Annotated in this window: 12 protein-coding genes; 2 read left to right on the plus strand and 10 right to left on the minus strand. The window is 37.1% G+C overall.

Annotated features, from left to right (window positions below; translation table 11 throughout):
• Positions 1-141: 141 nt before the first annotated feature.
• The 5 genes from J2786_RS21885 to J2786_RS21905 form a co-directional block, all read right to left on the minus strand.
• Positions 142-4,944 (minus strand): DNA repair ATPase, encoded by a 4,803-nt coding sequence (locus J2786_RS21885; protein WP_047426334.1) that lies wholly within the window; start codon positions 4,942-4,944, stop codon positions 142-144.
• 155 nt (positions 4,945-5,099) lie between these two features.
• Entirely contained in the window at positions 5,100-7,121 is a 2,022-nt protein-coding gene (locus tag J2786_RS21890) for a flotillin family protein (RefSeq protein ID WP_047426337.1), read from the minus strand.
• Positions 7,122-7,248: 127 nt separating this feature from the next.
• Positions 7,249-7,905 (minus strand): hypothetical protein, encoded by a 657-nt coding sequence (locus J2786_RS21895; protein ID WP_047426339.1) that lies wholly within the window; start codon positions 7,903-7,905, stop codon positions 7,249-7,251.
• Positions 7,906-7,908: 3 nt separating this feature from the next.
• On the minus strand, positions 7,909-8,610 hold the full coding sequence (locus J2786_RS21900) for a PspA/IM30 family protein (RefSeq protein ID WP_047426341.1): 702 nt from the start codon (positions 8,608-8,610) through the stop codon (positions 7,909-7,911).
• A gap of 19 nt (positions 8,611-8,629) precedes the next feature.
• Positions 8,630-9,025, minus strand: a complete 396-nt coding sequence (locus J2786_RS21905; protein ID WP_002981943.1) for a type III secretion system chaperone family protein — start codon at positions 9,023-9,025, stop codon at positions 8,630-8,632.
• A gap of 122 nt (positions 9,026-9,147) precedes the next feature.
• Between J2786_RS21905 and J2786_RS21910 the strand changes: the two genes are divergently transcribed.
• Both J2786_RS21910 and J2786_RS21915 read left to right on the plus strand, forming a co-directional pair.
• The gene (locus J2786_RS21910) at positions 9,148-9,783 is read left to right on the plus strand and encodes a helix-turn-helix domain-containing protein (protein WP_052186711.1); all 636 of its coding nucleotides are present in this window, start codon (positions 9,148-9,150) and stop codon (positions 9,781-9,783) included.
• Between the two features lie 136 nt (positions 9,784-9,919).
• The gene (locus tag J2786_RS21915; RefSeq protein ID WP_047426344.1) at positions 9,920-10,666 is read left to right on the plus strand and encodes a ThiF family adenylyltransferase; all 747 of its coding nucleotides are present in this window, start codon (positions 9,920-9,922) and stop codon (positions 10,664-10,666) included.
• Between the two features lie 4 nt (positions 10,667-10,670).
• Here J2786_RS21915 and J2786_RS21920 read toward each other — a convergent pair whose 3' ends face one another.
• From J2786_RS21920 to J2786_RS21940, 5 genes are read right to left on the minus strand one after another with little or no spacing between them, the layout of a single operon-like run.
• Positions 10,671-11,765 (minus strand): DUF7005 family protein, encoded by a 1,095-nt coding sequence (locus J2786_RS21920; protein ID WP_052186714.1) that lies wholly within the window; start codon positions 11,763-11,765, stop codon positions 10,671-10,673.
• 16 nt (positions 11,766-11,781) lie between these two features.
• Positions 11,782-14,694 (minus strand): NHLP bacteriocin export ABC transporter permease/ATPase subunit, encoded by a 2,913-nt coding sequence (locus J2786_RS21925; RefSeq protein ID WP_047426345.1) that lies wholly within the window; start codon positions 14,692-14,694, stop codon positions 11,782-11,784.
• 11 nt (positions 14,695-14,705) lie between these two features.
• The gene (locus tag J2786_RS21930) at positions 14,706-16,898 is read right to left on the minus strand and encodes an NHLP family bacteriocin export ABC transporter peptidase/permease/ATPase subunit (protein WP_082001886.1); all 2,193 of its coding nucleotides are present in this window, start codon (positions 16,896-16,898) and stop codon (positions 14,706-14,708) included.
• A gap of 16 nt (positions 16,899-16,914) precedes the next feature.
• Entirely contained in the window at positions 16,915-18,177 is a 1,263-nt protein-coding gene (locus J2786_RS21935; RefSeq protein WP_047426347.1) for an NHLP bacteriocin system secretion protein, read from the minus strand.
• Between the two features lie 11 nt (positions 18,178-18,188).
• The gene (locus J2786_RS21940; RefSeq protein ID WP_047426349.1) at positions 18,189-19,763 is read right to left on the minus strand and encodes a TolC family protein; all 1,575 of its coding nucleotides are present in this window, start codon (positions 19,761-19,763) and stop codon (positions 18,189-18,191) included.
• Between the last annotated feature and the right edge of the window lie 24 nt (positions 19,764-19,787).

The raw sequence follows: 19,787 nt of genomic DNA on the forward strand, positions 1-19,787 counted from the left end.
AGTCCTTCTCGCAGATTAAACAGATTATGCAGATTTTATCCTGAATAGTTTCTCATTCACACCATGAATAATAACATAGGAATAAAAAAACAGACTGCTTCTTCTGAAACAGCCTGTTTGCAACTATTTAAAGTTTCATGGTTATTGTTCTGCTTTTTTCAGAGCTTCTCTGATTCCTTCTAATCCGTCTCCAAATTGGGCAAGCAGTGCTACAATCTGGGACATTTTATCATTTTCACCCAATCCTTTCAGGGTTTTATTTTTGACAAAGGTTTTTTTGATTTCATTCCAGCGTTCAGTTTCTTCTTCTGAAAGAATTCCTATCAGCTCTTTCAGTTTCAGCATATTGGCTTCAGCTCCTGTTGTCAGCGTCTGAGATTCATTCTGATAATGATTCAGGACAAGCTGGGTAACTTCTTGATCTTTCAGGATAGGCTGTATCTGTGTGATCAGTTTATTCATATTACGGTAAGATCCCTGCAGTTTGAATGGGGGCTCATTTCTGTAATCGTCTGACATAGCTGCAGAGGCAATATATTCTTTGTTTACCTTCAGCACCATATTTCTCACCCTGATCGCATTTTTCAGTACTGCTCTGAAATCCGATATTTCACTGGAGCTGAAATTTCCTTTGAGGTTATCGGCAGGATTATCAGTAATCACACAATCATAGAGTTCATATAGGTTTTCCATTCCCGGATTCGTTAGTCTGGTCAGATATTCATTAGACATCAGCGCATTTTCAATAAGACTCAGGTCAAAAAGATCTGTTTTCGAACCGGATATTTCTCCCAAATTATAGGTATCTGAACGGTTGGCCAGCATGTCTGGAATTTTAAACTTTTCACCACTCTCCGTATATGGATTTCCTGCCATGACGAGGCAGAATCTTTTGGATCGGAGGTCATAAGTTTTACTTTCTCCGTTGTAGATCCCTTCAATCTTTCTCTGTCCGTCTGCAAGAGAGATGAATTTCTGTAAAAACTCTGGATTACAGTGCTGAATATCATCAAGATAAAGCATAACATTGTCTCCCATTTCCAGGGCAAGATTCAGTTTTTCAAGTTCTTGTCTGGCACCGGCATTTTTGGCTTCAGAAGGATCTGTTGATACGATATCATATCCTAATGACGGTCCGTTGATCTTCATAAAAACCAATCCCATCCGCTCTGCCATATACTCCATCAGGGTCGTTTTTCCATATCCTGGTGGAGATACGAGAAGGAGCATTCCCATTCTGTCTGTTCTCTTGTCAGATCCCGCTGTTCCCAGTTGCTTGGCAAGATTCGCTCCGATGAGAGGGAAATAGACATCATTGATCAGTTTGTTTCTCACAAATGAGCTTAATACCTGAGGCTTGAAAGTATCAAGCTTCAATGCTTTTTTCTTTTCATCCACCCAGTTGTATTTCAATTCCTGAAGACATTTGTATTTAGGAACGGTAACCGTATTAAAATGACTAAGGCGGGATACAAACTCAAAGTAGTTAAGATGATATTCTGTCTCTTTTTCGAGGGACTTCAGCTCTTTTATGGCTACTTCATAAGCAATATGTCTGATATTTTTCGGATCAAACTTTTGAGTCATGATAAATGCTGCCACCTCCTGTACAATATCCTGGTTAGCCTCTGAATCAAAAGCCTTTACTGCGCTTTCCGCAATATAGTAACATGCCTGAGGGTATTGACACATCGCTTGTAACTGGCTTATAAACTCCAGGTCTTTGCCTTTTTCCTTCAGTTCTTTCAGGACCAATTCATACAATGCTGCTGCTTTTTCTGAAATCAGGAAGTTTTCTTTGTCTTCCTGTTTCAGGTAGGTGGCAGCATTGATACAATCCGTTTCTTTAAAAATACCATGGGCTGATGCAAAAGATTTCATTTCCTCTGAAAGTTCTCTGCTTAAATACTCAAATCCCTGCTTTACAGTGAATGATTCAACAATAATAGCGGCTGCTTCAAACTGTTTGGTATAATACTCTTTTTTATCACTTTCCAGGAAAAACCAGAAAAGCTGTGCTAATGATCTTTCCTCTGCTGTGAACCTCATCAGTCCCAGCTCATTGTGCATCTGCTGAAGTTTCAATACAATTGTCTCAGCATCTTTATCATGAATTCCTTTTACCAGTCCTTCTCCGAAATGCTCTGCTGTAAACTGCTGTACAGCCTTTTCGTTTTCAGTCTCTGAGGTTATTTCCCTGTGAGCGGAAAACACATTCCAGGCAAGATATTCAAATCTTTTTACCTTGTTATTTTCTGATACAAATTCCTGGTTCCATACTTCTTTGAATTCATCAGCTGTGAAGTTTAAAGATTCATAAAAGCTGGTTCCGGTAAGGTGATAGTAATATTGAGCATTTCTAAGCACCAAAGTAAGGTCCAGCTTCTGCTGATTGACTGCAAATTTATAATCTCCCAATGCAATAACGCTTTCCCCGTCTGCATAGATCTCTTTTTTATCTTTCAGTTTCCTTACTGCTTCCTGCTGCTGGGTTTTTAACAATGTCTGAATTTCTTCCGACTTTGCTGAATCTTCCAGTTCTGCAAGTTGTCTGGAGAGATCTCTCACTTTCTCCACCATCAGATCGGCGGCAAAATAGCCATTGATCTCGTTTTCAGAGTTAAAAGATTCTGCTTTGGTCTGCACAGATTTCAGGATTCTCCGGGCAGCATCAAAAAGGTTCTGAGTCCTTTTATTTCTTGCTTCCGTAAGTTGTACCCTTTTATTCTGAAAATGTCCGTAAACTTCTTCTCTTTTATTTCCTATCTGCTGGATAAATTCTTCGAAATCAATAAATTTCGTTTCCATTTCTTCCAGTTGAATGGAAAGTTTCGTTAGATATTCATCACATTTTTCAGGGGTTTGTGAAAGTTCCAGAAAATTGATCACAGATTGGTCAAATAGTGTAATCTGCGCCTGAAAATCTGAAGCCAGTTCTTTCCCTGAAATTTCTCTTTTTCTTTTGCTGAGTTCCAGTCTTTCCTGATTCAGTCTGGCAAAAATCAGCGAGATATTTTCAATAATCTGGGTAGACTGGGATGTATCTTCAATTTTAAGATTATTAACGATATCCACCAATAGTTCCAGCTGGCCGGAAAGGGTATTGATATTTTCTTCAATTACTCTGGCATCAATTGCTTTCTGCAGGCCACTAATATCTTCGGAAATCTGCTGTGCTCTTTCTTCGTATGGCAATAATGCTCCTTCCTGAAGCAAAAATTCCACACAGGCATTTGACAGTTCCGTATAACGGTCTGCAAGGGATTTTTCTAATCTATCCAGCAAAGCTGTGTCTGCGTATTTAAGCTCTCTTGCTCCTGTCACTTCTCCTCTTAAAGCCCTGATCTGAGAAAGAGCATCAATATATTCTGTAAGCTGAGAATAATGTAGCCTTTTAGTATCATCCAGAATTTTATCACAGGACAACTTTATTTTTTCTAAAGTTTCCTCTGTATTCTTCCTTTGTTCTACTACTTTTTCATATTCATTGATGGCAGAATGGGCAATTGCCCTGATCTCCTTCAATGGCTGATCCAGCTTTTGAACTTCTTCTTCACCAAGGAAATAATAAGTATCCAGAATAAAAGTAGAGAGTTTTACGATATCATCATACAGGCCACTGTAAGAGTCTTTTTTGTTCAGAAGCGTAATCAGCTCCTGACTCTCTGCCATTACTCTTACAATATCCTTATTCCCTATTTTGTAAAGTAAGCTGTCTGCTTTTTCCAGATTGGGCATAAGTTCCCTGGAAAAAGGAGTCTGCCAGATCTGGGCCAGGTGGTGTTTAGTTGTTTCAATGCTTTCTCTCAGGTAAATCAGCTTTCCATCATTGAGAAACGTAAATCCACTGCATCGGATGGGTGTTTCAATGGTTTGGGTGATGATATTATACGAGATCAGCTGATAATTGTTGGTCTTATCATCGTAGAAAACATATAAAAAATTTTCTCCGTTGGGCTCTGCAACAGTTTTCAGGTAGTAAAGCCTGTTCTGATCCTGAGAAATGACTTTTAATCCTCCTGTCTGAAGGGCATATCCGTTTGAAAATAATACGCCTTGATTTTCCGGAAGCAAAAGCCCTGAATATTTAAGGGCATCTGCTCTGGAAACAGTCTTTTCCTTATGATTATAAATAAAGTAACGTTCTGTTTCCTGGTAAGGTTTTATTTTAAACAAAACAAGATTATCAAGATCACAGAAGTGAATCTCGGCATCATCCAGATTCTGATCTTTATGAATTACATCTTCGGAATAAATTCCCTTTCCGGTATCTGTATTGTCTTCTACTTTGATAGTAATATCTCCACCAATACTTTCTACAAAAACTTTATCTGCTAGGGAAATATGAGGATGTTTTCCGGATCTCTGCATATCTCTCGTTGCTTTTGTCCATACAAAGCCATGCTGCTGAGGATATGAAGTCTCGGAAGCACTTCTTGAGTCTACATAGACCAGTTGATTCTCTTTGATCAGCCATTTAAAGGCTTTGATATCTGTAGTACTTTCTGACAGCTGGAAGACCATATAAAGATAGTTTTCCGTGAAGGTAAATCTAGCAAAGAAAGTATTTCTGTAATATTTGTAAAGGTTTTTAAACTCATCAATGAAAACCTCATCATTGATCAGGGTGTGATCCTGAGGCTCAAATCGATCATTATTAATTTTATATATTGAAAAAACGTCCGAAATATTGATTTCCGTCTGAAGTCCCAGATGTGCATTAGACCCAAATATCAGGAGATCACCCAATGAATAGATATCTTTGGCAATACAGCTGTGATCCGTTGAAATTCTTTCATTGGCAACGAGTGAAAAATCTACTCCACCAAATATATTTTTACGGCTTTCATTAAGCTGCTGAAGTCTCTGAACCAGATCATTCTTCTGCTCATTTAAACGGTTCTGAATAATTTCGTAAGTTCCGGAATTAAGTTGTTCTGACATCGTTTTTGTTTAGGTTGTCATGACTGCTGTATCACAGCAGTTCTTTGTATAACTTGTGGTACTTTGAAAATTTTTTTGATATAGACCTTATAGGTTTTGAAAACCTATAAGGTTTGAGGTTTAGAATCTCTTATAGTATCTAAAGCACTCTTGCATTACATATGATTATTGTTCACAGGTTTGTGTTCCACTCCCAGATGTTTTGCCATGTCCATCGCTCTTTCCAGAATTCCTTTTTCCTGTTGATTGGCAACGCCATTCAGTTTAAAGATCAAAGAAGCAATACTCATATTTTTGATGTCATCAGAGGAGATTTTGTATTTATCTACCATTACCATCACTTTTCCAATGATGTTTTCCCCATCGCCCAGAAGATTTTCTTTTACAATCTGTGCATTTTCGCTGTGGCTGATGAATTTGTCCAGTCCTTTTCCTGCCGAAACCTGTCTGATAACATTGTCAAAGAAAGTATTATCTCCTCCTACGATATCAATTTTTGCAGATTTGAAGGCTTCTGCCAATACCATAGACTGAGCTTCTGCGATATCTTTCTGAATAGCGATCTGAGCCAGTTCCACATCTTTTTCTTTGGCAAGCTGAAGACGGAATTCTTCGTGGTCTTTTCCGGCATCGTTCAGTTTCTTCATGGCTTCTGCCTTCTCTGTAATTCCTGCTGCTTCTGCCAGTGCTTTTTCTTTGATTACTTCTGCCTGAGCGATTCCTTCTTTTTTGTTGGCATCTGCTTTTTTCTCAATCACTGTAGCTTCTGCGACTCCTTGTCTTTCTGCCGCGTCTGCTTTTGCATGCATCACCTGAGCTTCTGATAGTCCTACAGTTGCTTCTTCTTTTGCTTTGGCATCTGCAATAATCTTGCGTGCTTCAGCTTCTTTTTCAGCAGCATCTCTTTTTGCCTGTGCTTCAATGACATATTTCTGAGCATCTTTTTCTGCGGCCAATCTGCGGGATTCTGCGGCTCTTGTTTCTTCGATCAGTTTTTTCTCTGCCTCCTGAGTGGCTACGGTAATTTCTACCTGTTTGTTTCTTTCTGCCGTTTTGAAGGCTTCCAGGTCCTTGATACCCTGTTGTTCTTCCACCACGGTTTTCTCCATGGTCAAACGCTCGCGGATCGCATCCTGAATACTTTTCTTCTCCAGTTCTATTGCTTTCTCTTTTTCAATCTGAGCAAGAGAGACAATTCTTTCTCTTTCTGTAGCTTCAAGTGCTTTATCTTTTAATACTCTTTCTGTTTCTACCAGATCAGCACGTTCTTTATTTTTAGCAGCAATTACGACCTGACGCAGTTTATTTTCTTCTGCAATCTGAAGTTTTTCTTCTGTAGCAATACGAACTGTTTCATATCTCAGACGTTCTTCTTCTTCTACTTTCAGAATTTCTGCATTTTCACGTGCTTTAATATTGGCTACTTCTCTTTTTTGAGATTCTTCTTTTTCTGCCAGCTGTTTTTCAAGCTCCAGAATGGCTTCCCTGGCTTCTACATTTTGTTTGGTAATGGTTTTTTCTTCATCACGGCGAACCTGATTGGCTTTAATATTTTGGGTAGCTGTAAGTTCGGTGATTTTCTTAATTCCTTCTGAATCAAGGATATTGTCTTTATCCAGTTTATCAATAGAAGTCTGCTCAAGGTAGTCTATAGCACAGTCATCCAGCACATATCCGTTAAGATCTGTTCCGATGATATCAAGGATTTCCTGACGGAACTCGCTTCTTGCTTCATATAATTCTGTAAAATCAAATTTCTTTCCTACCGTTTTTAGAGCTTCTGAAAATTTAGCTTCAAACAATTCTCTTAATGTCTGGGCATCTGAAGCACGCTGACAACCAATCGTTTGCCCTACATTCACAATATCATCTACTGATTTGTTGACACGGATAAAAAATGCCACCTGAATATCTGCTCTCATATTGTCTTTGCAGATTAATCCTGCTCTTCCCTCTCTTGAAATCTCCAGTTTTTTTACGGAGATATCCATAGATTCCATACGGTGGATAATAGGAATGACAATACCGGCATTAAAGAAGACTTTTGTACCTCCATAACCAGTTCTTAAAATAACGATTCCCTGAACAGTTTTTTTATACATCGATAAAATCCAGAAAATCAATCCGATTGTTGCTACGACGGCAACAATAATTCCAGCAATTAAAGGTAAGTTCATAGTTTTATAAGTTTATAGTTTATATAGATGTGTTTTTTTGTTTTTTTTATAAGAACCAGAAGATGATATCCAGGATATAATTCAGCAAGATCAAAAAGACAGTTAGCATGGTTATTAGTTTTTTATTTTAATATCTCATTGAGCGTTGTACATAGTAAATCCTTTTTTCCGGCTCTTCATCTACAATCATGACACGCGCTCCGTGTTCAAGCTTACTTCCGTCTTTACTTCTCACCATCAGCGTCATAGGATCGCTTCCGATAAAGAGTTCCATCATTCCTATTTTATCATCCTGAATACTGGATTTTAGGCGTCCTTCTCTTCCTAAAAAGGCATATGACAGCTCACCTTTGTGATTAATTTCTTTAAAAAAGGGATTCAGGGGCTTTAAAATTATTTTTGTTAACAGCATTCCTCCAATCATTAATGGAAAGAGAATCAGTACTCCTGCCCAGGTAGGAAGGGGAATGAAATAATTCAGATAAAATGAGCCCAGCCATGTAATCAGCAATGATAGTGTAAGAAAATACGTCACCGGAACGATATCCAGATTCAAAAATTTCAGGAAATGCATCCATGCTGAAGGATCATGATCAGGTGCGTGAAGATGACCATCCGGAACGTCTATATCAGCATCGGTATCCAGATCGGAATGAATCCCGACATCGATATCCAGCCCGGTAAGAATGGTGAATAACCAATAGACCACCGAAAGCGCCAGAAGGACAGTCAGCACCGTATTTACCGGAGAAAATGCTACATTTAAAAATTCCTGAAAGGTCATATATTAGCCTTTTTTAAGTGTTTCTTTTAATCTGTTTAAAGCCTCTTCAGCTTTTGTATCGCTATTGTTGACGATGGCATCGATCTCTTCATCAATACTTTTTCCTGATTTTGAAAGATCAGAATAAGCTTCTGCAAGGGCTTCCTGCTGTACAACACGATCTTTCAGCTTTTCCAGCATACTAACTGTACTTCCGGTATCCATCTGGGTCATCTTCTGATTGATATCTTTGGTGGCTTCACTTACCTGAACTCTTGCCTTCAGGGTTTTCAGTTCATTTTCCCACTTGGCAATACTTGATTTCAGATGATTGATATTTCCCTGCATTTTTTCACATTCATCATACAGCTTTTCGTGTTCTTTCTGAAGGTCTTTTGCATTTTCCAGTGAAGATGTCTGTCTTTTCAGGGCTTCTTTAGCAAGACGGTCTGCTTCTGCAGCTTCCACTTCACCATTTTCTGCTTTCTGAACAATCACTATGGCTTTGTTATAATAATCATTGGCAGTCTGCTGCTCTGTTTCTGCTTCATTCTTTTTGCGTATGGCAAGCGCTTTCAACTGGGCAAGTGCTTCTATACTTTTCGCCAGCTGTTCTTTCATTTCACGGATTCCCTGCTCCGTTAGGTTAATTGGGTCTTCAAAGCTATCAATCACAGAATGGATCTCTGCTTTTCCTATTGTTAACAATCTTTTAAAAATGTTCATTTTAAATATCTTTTGTGAATTACTTACTCATTTCAAGCATTTCTGTTGTAAATTCCCCCACAAGGATTCCTAAAGAATTGATGGAAGCCATCACTTCGTTTTGCGCCATATTATCGGTTGGTAATGTATCTCTGAAAATCACTCTTCTTCCTGTTCCGTCCAGTACAAATGCTCCGTGAACGATGTCTCTGTTTTTCTGAAGTAGTCTCAGGAATATTTTCTCGGATGGGTTTTTGATTTCAAAAAGAAACTGTTCCATAATCAGAATAGAGTCTGATATTATAAGGATCATGTTTTTTATCCCGTTGGATTCTTTTTCAATGATTAAGATTCTCTGAGCTTCATCTTCCAACGTGATGTTAAACTCATAATCTAACAACCACTCTTTGACCGTTCTGAATATTTGATTTCTCATGATGGCTGGTTTAGTGTTTTATTTTTCGTCTACACAAATATAAAATAAAAATCCCAAAATGCAAATATTATTAGCAATTATTTATTTCAGATTCTCTATCTTTGCAAAAAAGATTAGACAAGATGAGCTTCTTTGGAACTAATATTAAAAAAATAAGACAGGTTAAAGGACTGAGCCAAAAGGCTTTTGCCGATTTATTTGATTTAAACAGAGGAGTAATAAGCTCTTACGAAGAAGGGCGTGCTGAGCCTAAAATAGAAACTATATTAAAGGTCGCTAATCATTTTAATCTTAATCTTGATAAATTACTCACCGAAACCTTACAGGTAAACCAATTAGTAAGTGTTTCAGACATTGATCAGCTGATGCTTTTCCCGGAATTAGCCATTCAAAATAGTAAAGAAGCACAGCTCAACACAGAAAAAATCAGTCTCAACGAATCTGTTTTGCAAAAAATATTAGCATCCGTTGATCTGGTTTATGAATTTACCGCCGAAAAAGCTTTGCTTGCCCAGTATCAATATGGTGATATTTTATTTCTTAATAAAGCGGATCTGAAAACAGAATCCAGCAACAGTCTTCTTATTTATCAAGACGAAACCCTTTCATATCTAACTGATAACAAAGAAACAAACAAACAAAACTCTGATTATTATAAAATTGTTGGATACGTTTCTATGCGTGAGAAAAATATTTTTGCCAGCATTTTCGAAAGACTGGAAAATCTTGAAAAGAAAGCCGGGAGCAAAATAAAATAAAGAGGTGCATGGCCGCATTATTACAATAAAAAATCAAAATTATTCCTTTTTCTTTTCATTGCAAAAATGCAAAAACTAAACTTTTGTGTAGTAGGAGTTCTCCCCCATACCTATATTTTTGTCTAAAATATAAATAATGGAAGAGCAATACTCCCGAAACAGGCTATATGTAAAAGAAGAGGAGCAGAAGATTATCAAAGATTTTTCTATATTACTTGCCGGATGCGGTATTGGAAGTAATATAGCAGAATGTGCCTTACGTTTTGGTTTTGAAAACATTACACTCGTGGATGGCGACACCATTGAATTATCTAATCTGAACAGGCAGAATTATACCTACCAGGATATTTCTTCTTATAAAGCAGAAACTTTGTATCACCGATTGAAAAGCATTAATCCGAATGCCAATATCCGTTTTCACAGTGAGTTTATTACTAAAGACAATGCAGAAGAAATCATCGGAGACCATCATATTGCTATCAATGCGCTGGATTTTTCCACGGAAATTCCAATTATTTTCGACAAGATGTGTCAGGAAAAAAATATCCCTGTTCTACATCCTTATAATCTGGGCTGGGGAGCATTGGTGATGGTCATCAGCGAAAGTATGGGATTAGAATCTTTGCAGAAAGATGAAGAAGTCTTTAATGAATTAAATGTTGTTCAGTACGTATCCAGCCATATGAGATACTGGGGAAATCCTCAGCAGTGGCTTGAAGATATTGTAGAAAGCTATATTAAAGAAAACAAACAGCTTCCTCCTCCGCAATTATCAATCGCTTCATTTCTTGCAGCAGCAAGTTGTGTAAAAATTGCTTTCAATATTGCAACAAATCAACCTGTAAAAAAGTTCCCGGAATTTTATTTAACAACTGTCAATTAACCAATTAGCAGCTATACGCAACCTTTTCATTATACTTTATCATTAGCATGTAGCCTCCTCTTTTGGAGGCTATATCGCTAAGGTCGGTTTCGCAAAGGCTTTCGACTCTTGCTATCTGATCTTGTACTGATTTTATACTACCGAGTTCATCATCAAACCATGCAATCGTTTCAATAGCATTTCTGATAATTGCAGTTAGATCCTGAAAACTATCTCCGGAAATATCAATATGATCAATGTAGTTTTGCAGTCTTCCTCCTTGCCTGTATTGAGGATAATTTTCCAGTCCCATAAATGCAAGCATCCATTCTCTGTGATACTTTCCTAATGTTTTGGTTATCCCGATATAATCTGCAATAAGCTCATCATGAAGGTTATTGGAAGCACAGCCATATCTCTTTAAGGTATACAGATGAGTACATTCATGCTCAAGTCTTATAGAGCAGGAATATGCTTTCCATTCATCTTCTGAAAGCCCAAGATCTGCAGCCCGGATATTACTGTAAGGTTTTGTGCTTACCACTATTATCTTGTCTTTGTAAAGCTCCGGATTGGGTAAAATATTTCTGGAAAACTCATTATTCCAGCTGTTTGAAGGGCAATTTTCCATCCATTCTTTTTTTAAAGAATGAATTCTTGCCCAGTTATTGATCCCATTGGCAAGAAATGCTCCCATAGACGCAGGAACCGGCGTTGGATTATTTTTATAGAGAAGACTTTGTGCTATGATAACAAAATCCTGGCTGTCGCTTATTGAAATTACCGGAATAGTTCCTGAAATGTCTCTGTGCAGCTCAATTGATATCCCATCAGGATTATTCAAGAGCAAATGTGACTGCAAATTTTTAAAAGCATCTTTTCCTTTCAAAACAGCATTGATATAATCTTCTGTTTTATTTATTTCCGTCTCTATCGGAAAGTATAGTTGAGGATAAAAGTCTTTTAAGATCTGAAAATGGGACGCTTCTGTTTTTTGAAGATAATATTTCCAGAATTCCACACATAAACTTTCTTCAGAATCTACTGTTCTCAATCTCTCTGAAGAAAATTTATTTTGCAGATAGGTTTCAAGTTTTTCTATATTTTTAAGTACAGACATATATTCTATTTGAGCTTTAAGCGATCTGCCTTTTTGCCAATTGAGAGAAAAGTCCTTCAAGCTCCATCAGCTCATCATAGGTTCCGGTTTCAACAATCGTTCCTTTATCCATCACATAAATACGGTCTGCATTTTTAATCGTACTTAATCTGTGGGCAATGATAATACGGGTTGCCTGAAGTTTATCAAGACTTTCTGAGACAATATTCTGGGTTCTGTTATCCAGCGCACTGGTAGCTTCATCCATAAATAACAATCTTGGCTTATGAACAATTGCTCTCGCAATCATAAGACGTTGTCTTTGTCCTCCTGAGAATGTTCCTGCTCCTTCACTTACAACAGTATGCATTTCCATAGGCATTTTTTTGATGTCTTCTTCCATGCCAGCCATTCGTGCTGCTTCCCAGGCATCATCTAACGTTAATTCTGAATTTCCTACAATGTTTTGATAGATACTTCCGGACATTAAAGATCCATTTTGTAATACGACACCGATCTGCCTTCTAACCAACTCTTTATTCATTGAATCAAAAGAATCGCCATCAAAATAAATAGATCCCAGCTCAGGATATTCAAAGCCTAAAAGCAATCTCATAATGGTAGATTTCCCTGATCCTGAAGCGCCTACAAAGGCAACCATTTCACCTGGTTTAATTTTAAAAGTAACATTATTCAGGACCAGTGGCTGATCTTGATTATATCTGAAGGAAACGGAATTCATTTCTATATCTCCGGCCAGTTCTCCCGGATCCACACTTTGTTCTGCAGATTCCGTTTCTTCTTCCAAAATAGGTTTTACTCTTTCATACAGAGTAACAACATTGAGAGAGGTTATTAAGGCCATGCTCAGCTTCAGGCTGTCATTCAGGAATTGATTAAATGCTGTAATGAATGCCATAAACGCTCCTACTGTTAACATCGCAGTTGCGGTATCAGAATTAAGCACTGTATAATACAAGAAAGAAAAAAAGAAAATGCTGGTAAGAAGCGGATAAGAGGCGTTAAATGTTTCCACAAAGTTCTGATAGCTTCCTGAAACAAAACCTAATTTTTTAAGCTTGGAAAACTTATCTGCCCAAAGAGCGAAAACTCTTTTTTCTCCTCCTGTTATTCTAATTTTAGAGATACCGGATAAAAACTCAAACAGAAATCCTTGTATTTCTCCCTGATATTTGGAAACTTCTCTATCATATTTCAATTTCAAGCAGCCAATAGTAATCATAAAAATAATGGCAATAAGGCCTAATATTACACCTATCACCGCTAGTTTTGAATCATAATAAAAGAGAAGCGCAAGGTTCACAAAAGAAAATGCCCCACTCAATACTGCTGTCATCAGTGTGCTTGAAACAATCTGACGGATTGCATTGATGCTTAAAACTCTGTTGGTAAGATCTCCTGCACTAAACTTTTTGTAAAATGTAACAGGCAACCTCAGCATGTGGTCCATAACACCTGCTTGTAAATTAATACTGGATTTGGTTTCCAGTCTTTGCTGCAGAACTCCTTTAGCCAGATTTAATCCAGCTGTTATCATGGCCATCATAATCATAATGGAAAAGATTTCGACATGAAGAGATCTGTCTGCTGTAGGAATGACATCATCATACATCATTCCAGATAAGATGGGTACTAATAAACCCATCATACTTCCCGCTAAGGCAGCAAAAATTAATAATTTGGCATCTTTTCTGACTCCTTTTGTAGCGAAACGGGCTACTTTCTTTATAGAATTCATTTTTCCGTCAAATCCAGAGAAGAACATATAGCCAATTGGCTCTAATGTTTCGGCAATCTCATTATTAACGGTGGATTCTATACCTGTAGATAAGTTTTTTATAATATAGCTGTTGGATGTTGCCTGCAATAAAGCTACCGGTGTTTTATCTTTTTTAGTAAATGCTAACAGATGTCCGTTTTCATCTTTCCACCAGGTTCCCCTCAGGATAATTTTCCTTATTCTTATTTTAGAACTTTTGGCTATGGCATATAATTGATTCGTAACACTATTTTCGTAAGATTCTATATGTTTGGGCTCATCCATTTTAAATCCGGACTGCTCTCCGATTAACCGACAGGTAGAAAAAAGAATATTTTTTTTATTAAATAGGGTTGAGTTCTGGATGTGAACATGTTCATCATTACCTGCTACTATAGACCTTATTTTCTGCAATGTAGCCCTGATTCCCTCTTCTTCTATTAAAAGTTTTTCATGAAAATGTTTACTTTCTTCCTGTTTCTGAGTCTCTATAATGGTATTAAGCTGGTTGTAAAAATGTTCTTCCAGTTTTGTTAATGAAAGCAAAAAATAAATTTCATCCTGAAGGACTTCTCTTGTACTTAATACCTTTACTTCAGCATCATCACTTAGCGCTTTGACCCACAGTTTATTAGACACCGGAGTAAGAAATCCCGGAAGTTTATCATAACTGATATTTGTACTTTCTGCATATATGTTTACTTCGCCTTTCAAAATATGGATCCAATTAATTCCACTTGACGGGAAGGCAACACTATTTTTTTCTAATGGAGTTATTTTATAATCATCCAATGCCTTGTAAACTCTGGGGCTATTGCTGTTGCATACGATAGAAGTTGTTTTTGAGATCCACCTGTTCATCATATTCTTTAAAAAGAAATGATCCATCTCCAGTAGGTTGCTTTTATCAACAGGCAGCAGCCTGGCATCATTTGAAAAGGCAATAAGCCTTGTGTTATTTTCAATATTGCTTTCTGTTAACAAGCTGAATATTATTTCTCCTTTCTGCACTGTGTAAAAGTGCTTTAACGGGATAAGATAATTCCCCTCTTCATCAACTTTAGTATAGAATACATTTACCTCACCGGAAAGTACCATCCAAAATTTGTTGATATCATTCAGGGTAAAAGGGTTTTCAACATTTATATATATCTTTTCTTTTACGGGCATGGTATTAGATTTTATTTCGTTTCAATTAATTTGGAGTAAGCACCATTTCGTTTCATCAGTTCATGGTGTGTTCCTCTTTCTACAATTTTTCCATATTCCATTACGATAATCTCATCACAATCAATAATTGTACTCAGCCTGTGAGCTACAATCAGACAGGTACACCCTCTTTTTTTAATATTATCCATAACGACTTTTTCTGCTGTAGGATCTAAAGCGCTGGTGGCTTCATCCATTATCAGAATCGAGGGATTGGTAGCCAGGGCTCTTGCAATTTCCAAACGTTGTCTCTGTCCGCCGCTAAAATTGGATCCTCCTTCTAAAACTGAGCTGTCATAAGCATCACTTCTGGATGCAATTACATCATGAATAGCGGCATCTCTGGCAGATTGAATAATACTTTTATCTGATATTGTGGTATCCCAAAAAGAAATATTTTCTTTGATTGTCCCATTGAAAATGAGGACGTCCTGATCTATTACCGCTAATGATTCTGTAATAATATTTCTTGGTATTTCTTCTTTATTTTTTCCATCAAGCAAAATTTCGCCTGTCCAGGGTTTGTGTAATCCGGATGCTATTTTAGCAACTGTTGATTTTCCGCTTCCTGATCCTCCCACCAGGGCAACTCTGTTTCCGGGCTTTAACTTTAAGTTGAAATTCTCTATAAGAGCGGGTAATGTTGTATTATAGCCAAAGGTGACATTTTTCATTTCAAAATACCCCACCAGCTTATTGTCCATTTCAGTTTTAACTACAGGTGTTCCACCATGAACTTCTTTAAACTGATCATCCACTTCATAATTGATAACATCATCTATTCTGTTCATATCACTTTCTGTTTCGTGCAGCATTGCTCCTACAGAAATCAACTGATTAACCGGTGAGATAAAATTGCTCATCAGGTAGGTGAAAGCTACCAATGCACCAAGAGTCATCTCTCCGTCCATAATCCTTAATGCTCCTACTCCTAAAATTAATGTAGTGGTAAGGGAGGTAACAAGCGGAGGAATTGCATTAAGCCTGATAGTCAGCCATCCAAGTTCTTGCTGTGCATTCATTACTTTTGCAAGATATCCTACCCAATTGGTAAAAAAATCATTTTCTCTTCCGGATGCTTTCAGGGTCTCAATCATACTGATTCCAGATGTTGTAGTTCCCAGTAACTTACCATTTTCATTACTCAGACGTCTGTTACCATCTTTTCTTGCGGTAGAAACATATCTTAGCACCAATACATTGATTCCTGCCATAAAAATCCCTATCAGAGTTAAGGGAATATCATAGGAAAACATCAAAAAGGCATAAAAAATAACTACAATTACATTCAGTGCGGCATTGGCAAGATCTCCACTTAATAATTTGGCAACTTTATCATTAAGAGAAACTCTATTCCCAATTTCTCCGCTATAACGTTGGGTAAAAAAGACGATTGGTAAATGAAATACATGCCACAAAAATTTGCTGGAAGTAGTAAGGGCGAGCTTTGTTTCCAACTTCAAAAGATAATATTGCTGGATATATACCAATACAGAATTCACTATTAAAACACCTCCCATAATAAGAAGTAATGGCATCACAAATCCTGAATATCCATTAATCAAATATTTATCTATAAATATTTTGATAAAAGATGGGATAACCAATCCTGGAATCACCAGGAATAGGCTGGCTAGTATAAGATAGATAATACTCAGCTTAGAATTCGATATTCTGGCTGCTAAAGAAGACATTAATCCTCTTTTTTCGTTTCCTTTTTCAAATTTTTCACCGGGATTAAAGGTAAGTACAACCCCTGTATAGGCTTCATCAAATTCATCATGCGTGACCTGATATCTTCCTTGTGCCGGATCACTTAAATATACTTTTTTCTTTGTAAACCCTTCTAAAACCAAAAAGTGGTTGAAATTCCAAAAGATAATAGAAGGGGTCTGAATTTGCATTAATTTCTCAATGGATTTTGAATATCCTTTTGCTTCAAGCCCGAATTCTTTGGCTGCTTTGATAATATTGGTTGCTTTTAATCCGTCTCGGGATACTCCGCAGGCAATTCTTAATTTTTCCAGTGGAACAAATTTACCATGATGTCCTAAAATAATACTTAATGCCGCAGCTCCGCACTCTACACTTTCCATCTGCAAAACTGTAGGAACTTTTACAGGCTTTGCCAGTTTTCCTATCACAAAATTTGTATTCTTTTCCATCCGTAAAACTCGATTATTAGTATAGATCAAAAAACTTCTTAAATGCTGGAACTACAATAGTAGCGGGGGGTTCCTGTTTTATTGTAATTTTCCCATTACATGATGTTCCTTCTTTTATTGAAATATTGGGTCCTTTGGCAGAAGTCCATTTGAAACCGCTATAGGATTTAGGATCCTTCTCAAATTCTACATGCACTTCAAACAGAGGTCCTGAGGATAATAACCCTTTAGCCAGCTGATCATTTTTTACTGAAGTCATCATCCCTCGTTCAGTAATAGGGAAGTCAGAAACATAGGTTACTTTTCCTTCCATAAATCCATACTCCTGAGGTTGTACAGTAGAAGGAACAACAAGGGCTTCCATTCCTTTCTTAATTTTTTTTCCATCCTGAGAAGGGATGTATAATACTCCTTTGAGTACGGCAAAGTTTTCCGTCCCTTTATTTTTCAATTTAAATAATGGTGTTCCTGCGCCTACAACTCCTCCTGCATCCGTTAAAACTTCCACAACTTCTCCGTCATAAGGGCTTTTAATTTTATTCTGAGTTTCATATCTTTCTGATAAAAACTGAAGATTTCGTTCTGCTTCTGAAATACGCTGATTTTGCAATGTAATTTTTTGTTGCAGATCAAAACCCAGATTATGCTGCTGGCTTGACGCTTCGGCCATTTGTCCTTTTAATCTTTCTATTGTGTTTTTTGAGGCATCGATCTGTTGTTTCGTACCAGCTACCTGAGATTTTATAATAAGTCCTTTATTCAGTAGGTTATTCTCAGACTCCAGTTGGCTGTAAAGGAAGGCGAGTTTTTTCTTTTCAGCTTCTATTTCTCCCTGAATACTAACTCTGTTCTGGTTAATTAACTTTCCTTCAAGCTGATTTCCCTGACTACCATATGCCATTAGTTTTCCCATCTCAAATTTTCTATCTGAGAGTACGGCCTTGGCATCTTCGATTTGCTGATAAAGCTCGGGCTGCTGAATAGTAGCAATAATATCTCCTTTTTTCACATCATCCCCGATAGAGACATGAAGCTTAACAAGCTGACCCTGAGAGGTAGCAACTACTTCATGTACTTCTCCTCCAAGAACCACTCCGGTAGCATCCAATTTTGTTTTTACGGTACCCATTACTGCCCAGCAAATTCCTGTTACTAATGCAATAAAAACCGTAAAAAGGGCAATCCAAGCTTTTGGTCCCGTAACTTTTATGAGCTGATCTAATTTCTCCGGAGTAGATAGTTTTTCTAATGCCGACTTTCTAAAAAACCCTGCTGACATAATTTTAATATTTAATAATTAGCTATGTTTGGTATCGTGTAAAAAACATTCTGACTTAAAGTAAATCCTTTATCTCCCTGAGATATCAACGTTCCTGTTTCATGTCTCAGATTAATAATGGCATTGGCAAATTGCTGATACGCCTGGAGATATTCCAATTCTGAGGATGTAAGCCTTTCCTGAAATAAAATGACGTTGAGAATTGTTGTGAGCCCTGCCTGCAACTTTACCTGTTCGTTATTAAAAGCATCTTTGTAAGAATTAAGCGCTTCTTTTGCTCTTTCTAACACAACAACACTGTTATCAAGTGTATTGATAGCATTACTGATGTTCAGCTCAATGTTCCTTTGCAGATTATCATTTGAGATTTTCTGATCATTCAAGGCCACGAGACTTTTAGCATAATTTCCTTTTGCCAGGTTATTATTGACAGGAAAAGTAAATGTGAGCTTAGCACCAGCGCCTAAATTCCTTCCTTCATTATTAGTGAATGAAGAAAATGTTTTATCTATTCCATTTCCGGCAATGGCACTCCCATAGAAAACAAAACCGGTAAGATCCAATTGGGGCTTTGTATTGTTTTCTGCGAGTTTATACTGCATTTCCAAAGCATCAGAAATTTTTTCGACAGCTTTGAGATCACCTCTTTTTTCTTTAGCTATTTTTATCAGACTACTTCTGTCAAGTCCTTCTCTGTATTGGGATTCAACAATAGCGGGAAATTCATTGGAAGGAGCATCCAGCTGGAGACTTTCTTCATTACTTAATCCAATTACCCGTCCCAGATTTATCCTTGCTGCATACAAATTTTGTTCAGCAAGAGCGGTCAGTTTTTCCTGATTAGAAAGGTCTGCATTTACCTGGGCTAAATCTCCGGCAGGTTTTTTATCTGCTTTTATAAGCTCTCTTGTAACGTCCATTACATTTCTTACCCTGCTTTCATTTTCCTTATAAATTTCTAAACTTTTATAAGCCAGATAGTAATTCCAGTACGCTTTACCTATTTGCAGAATGGTATATGAATTATTAAATTCATTATTGCTTTTAGTATTTTCTATATACAGCTGCGAAACTCTTTCTGACAGAGTAGTAACTTCTTTACCTCTTCCTCTTAATAAAGGTTGTGTCAATGAAAAATTGACAGACCCCAGGTGATTTCCCCAGAAAGGCCCAACAAGTTGGTTAAAGCTGTCATAAGGAAAGTTATTATTATTAAAACCATATTTAAGACTTATGTCTGTTATTTGCCCTGTTCTTAATTTTTTACGTACTCCGGCTGAAAAATCCAGGGTGTTTGTCTTTAAAAATTTATCTACGTACTGATTTCTTGTATCAGCATCGAAAAGCGTGTATCGGTTATGTTTAACAGAAAGTTCAGAAAACAGATTGATATCAAATACGCTTCTCTGGATCTGAAAATCACCTTCTGCATCCTGGATCGTATAACCACTTCTGATGATGTCCGGGTTTTTTTCAAACGCAATATTCGAAATGGTTACCAAATCGCTGCTTATCTTTGACTGTCCATAGAAATTAGTGATCCCGATCCCTGTAAATAATAAACAGATAAATTTATAAAGTCTCATTTTAACAATGAATTAATTCTAGAA

The organism is Chryseobacterium vietnamense (assembly GCF_031454475.1).
Classification (GTDB): Bacteria; Bacteroidota; Bacteroidia; order Flavobacteriales; family Weeksellaceae; genus Chryseobacterium; species Chryseobacterium vietnamense.

Bases quoted from the DNA above. Each gene is read 5' to 3' on its own strand.
- J2786_RS21885 (WP_047426334.1), bottom strand. From the start codon at position 4,944: ATGTCAGAACAACTTAATTCCGGAACTTACGAAATTATTCAGAACCGT.
- J2786_RS21890 (WP_047426337.1), bottom strand. From the start codon at position 7,121: ATGAACTTACCTTTAATTGCTGGAATTATTGTTGCCGTCGTAGCAACA.
- J2786_RS21895 (WP_047426339.1), bottom strand. From the start codon at position 7,905: ATGACCTTTCAGGAATTTTTAAATGTAGCATTTTCTCCGGTAAATACG.
- J2786_RS21900 (WP_047426341.1), bottom strand. From the start codon at position 8,610: ATGAACATTTTTAAAAGATTGTTAACAATAGGAAAAGCAGAGATCCAT.
- J2786_RS21905 (WP_002981943.1), bottom strand. From the start codon at position 9,025: ATGAGAAATCAAATATTCAGAACGGTCAAAGAGTGGTTGTTAGATTAT.
- J2786_RS21910 (WP_052186711.1), top strand. From the start codon at position 9,148: ATGAGCTTCTTTGGAACTAATATTAAAAAAATAAGACAGGTTAAAGGA.
- J2786_RS21915 (WP_047426344.1), top strand. From the start codon at position 9,920: ATGGAAGAGCAATACTCCCGAAACAGGCTATATGTAAAAGAAGAGGAG.
- J2786_RS21920 (WP_052186714.1), bottom strand. From the start codon at position 11,765: ATGTCTGTACTTAAAAATATAGAAAAACTTGAAACCTATCTGCAAAAT.
- J2786_RS21925 (WP_047426345.1), bottom strand. From the start codon at position 14,694: ATGCCCGTAAAAGAAAAGATATATATAAATGTTGAAAACCCTTTTACC.
- J2786_RS21930 (WP_082001886.1), bottom strand. From the start codon at position 16,898: ATGGAAAAGAATACAAATTTTGTGATAGGAAAACTGGCAAAGCCTGTA.
- J2786_RS21935 (WP_047426347.1), bottom strand. From the start codon at position 18,177: ATGTCAGCAGGGTTTTTTAGAAAGTCGGCATTAGAAAAACTATCTACT.
- J2786_RS21940 (WP_047426349.1), bottom strand. From the start codon at position 19,763: ATGAGACTTTATAAATTTATCTGTTTATTATTTACAGGGATCGGGATC.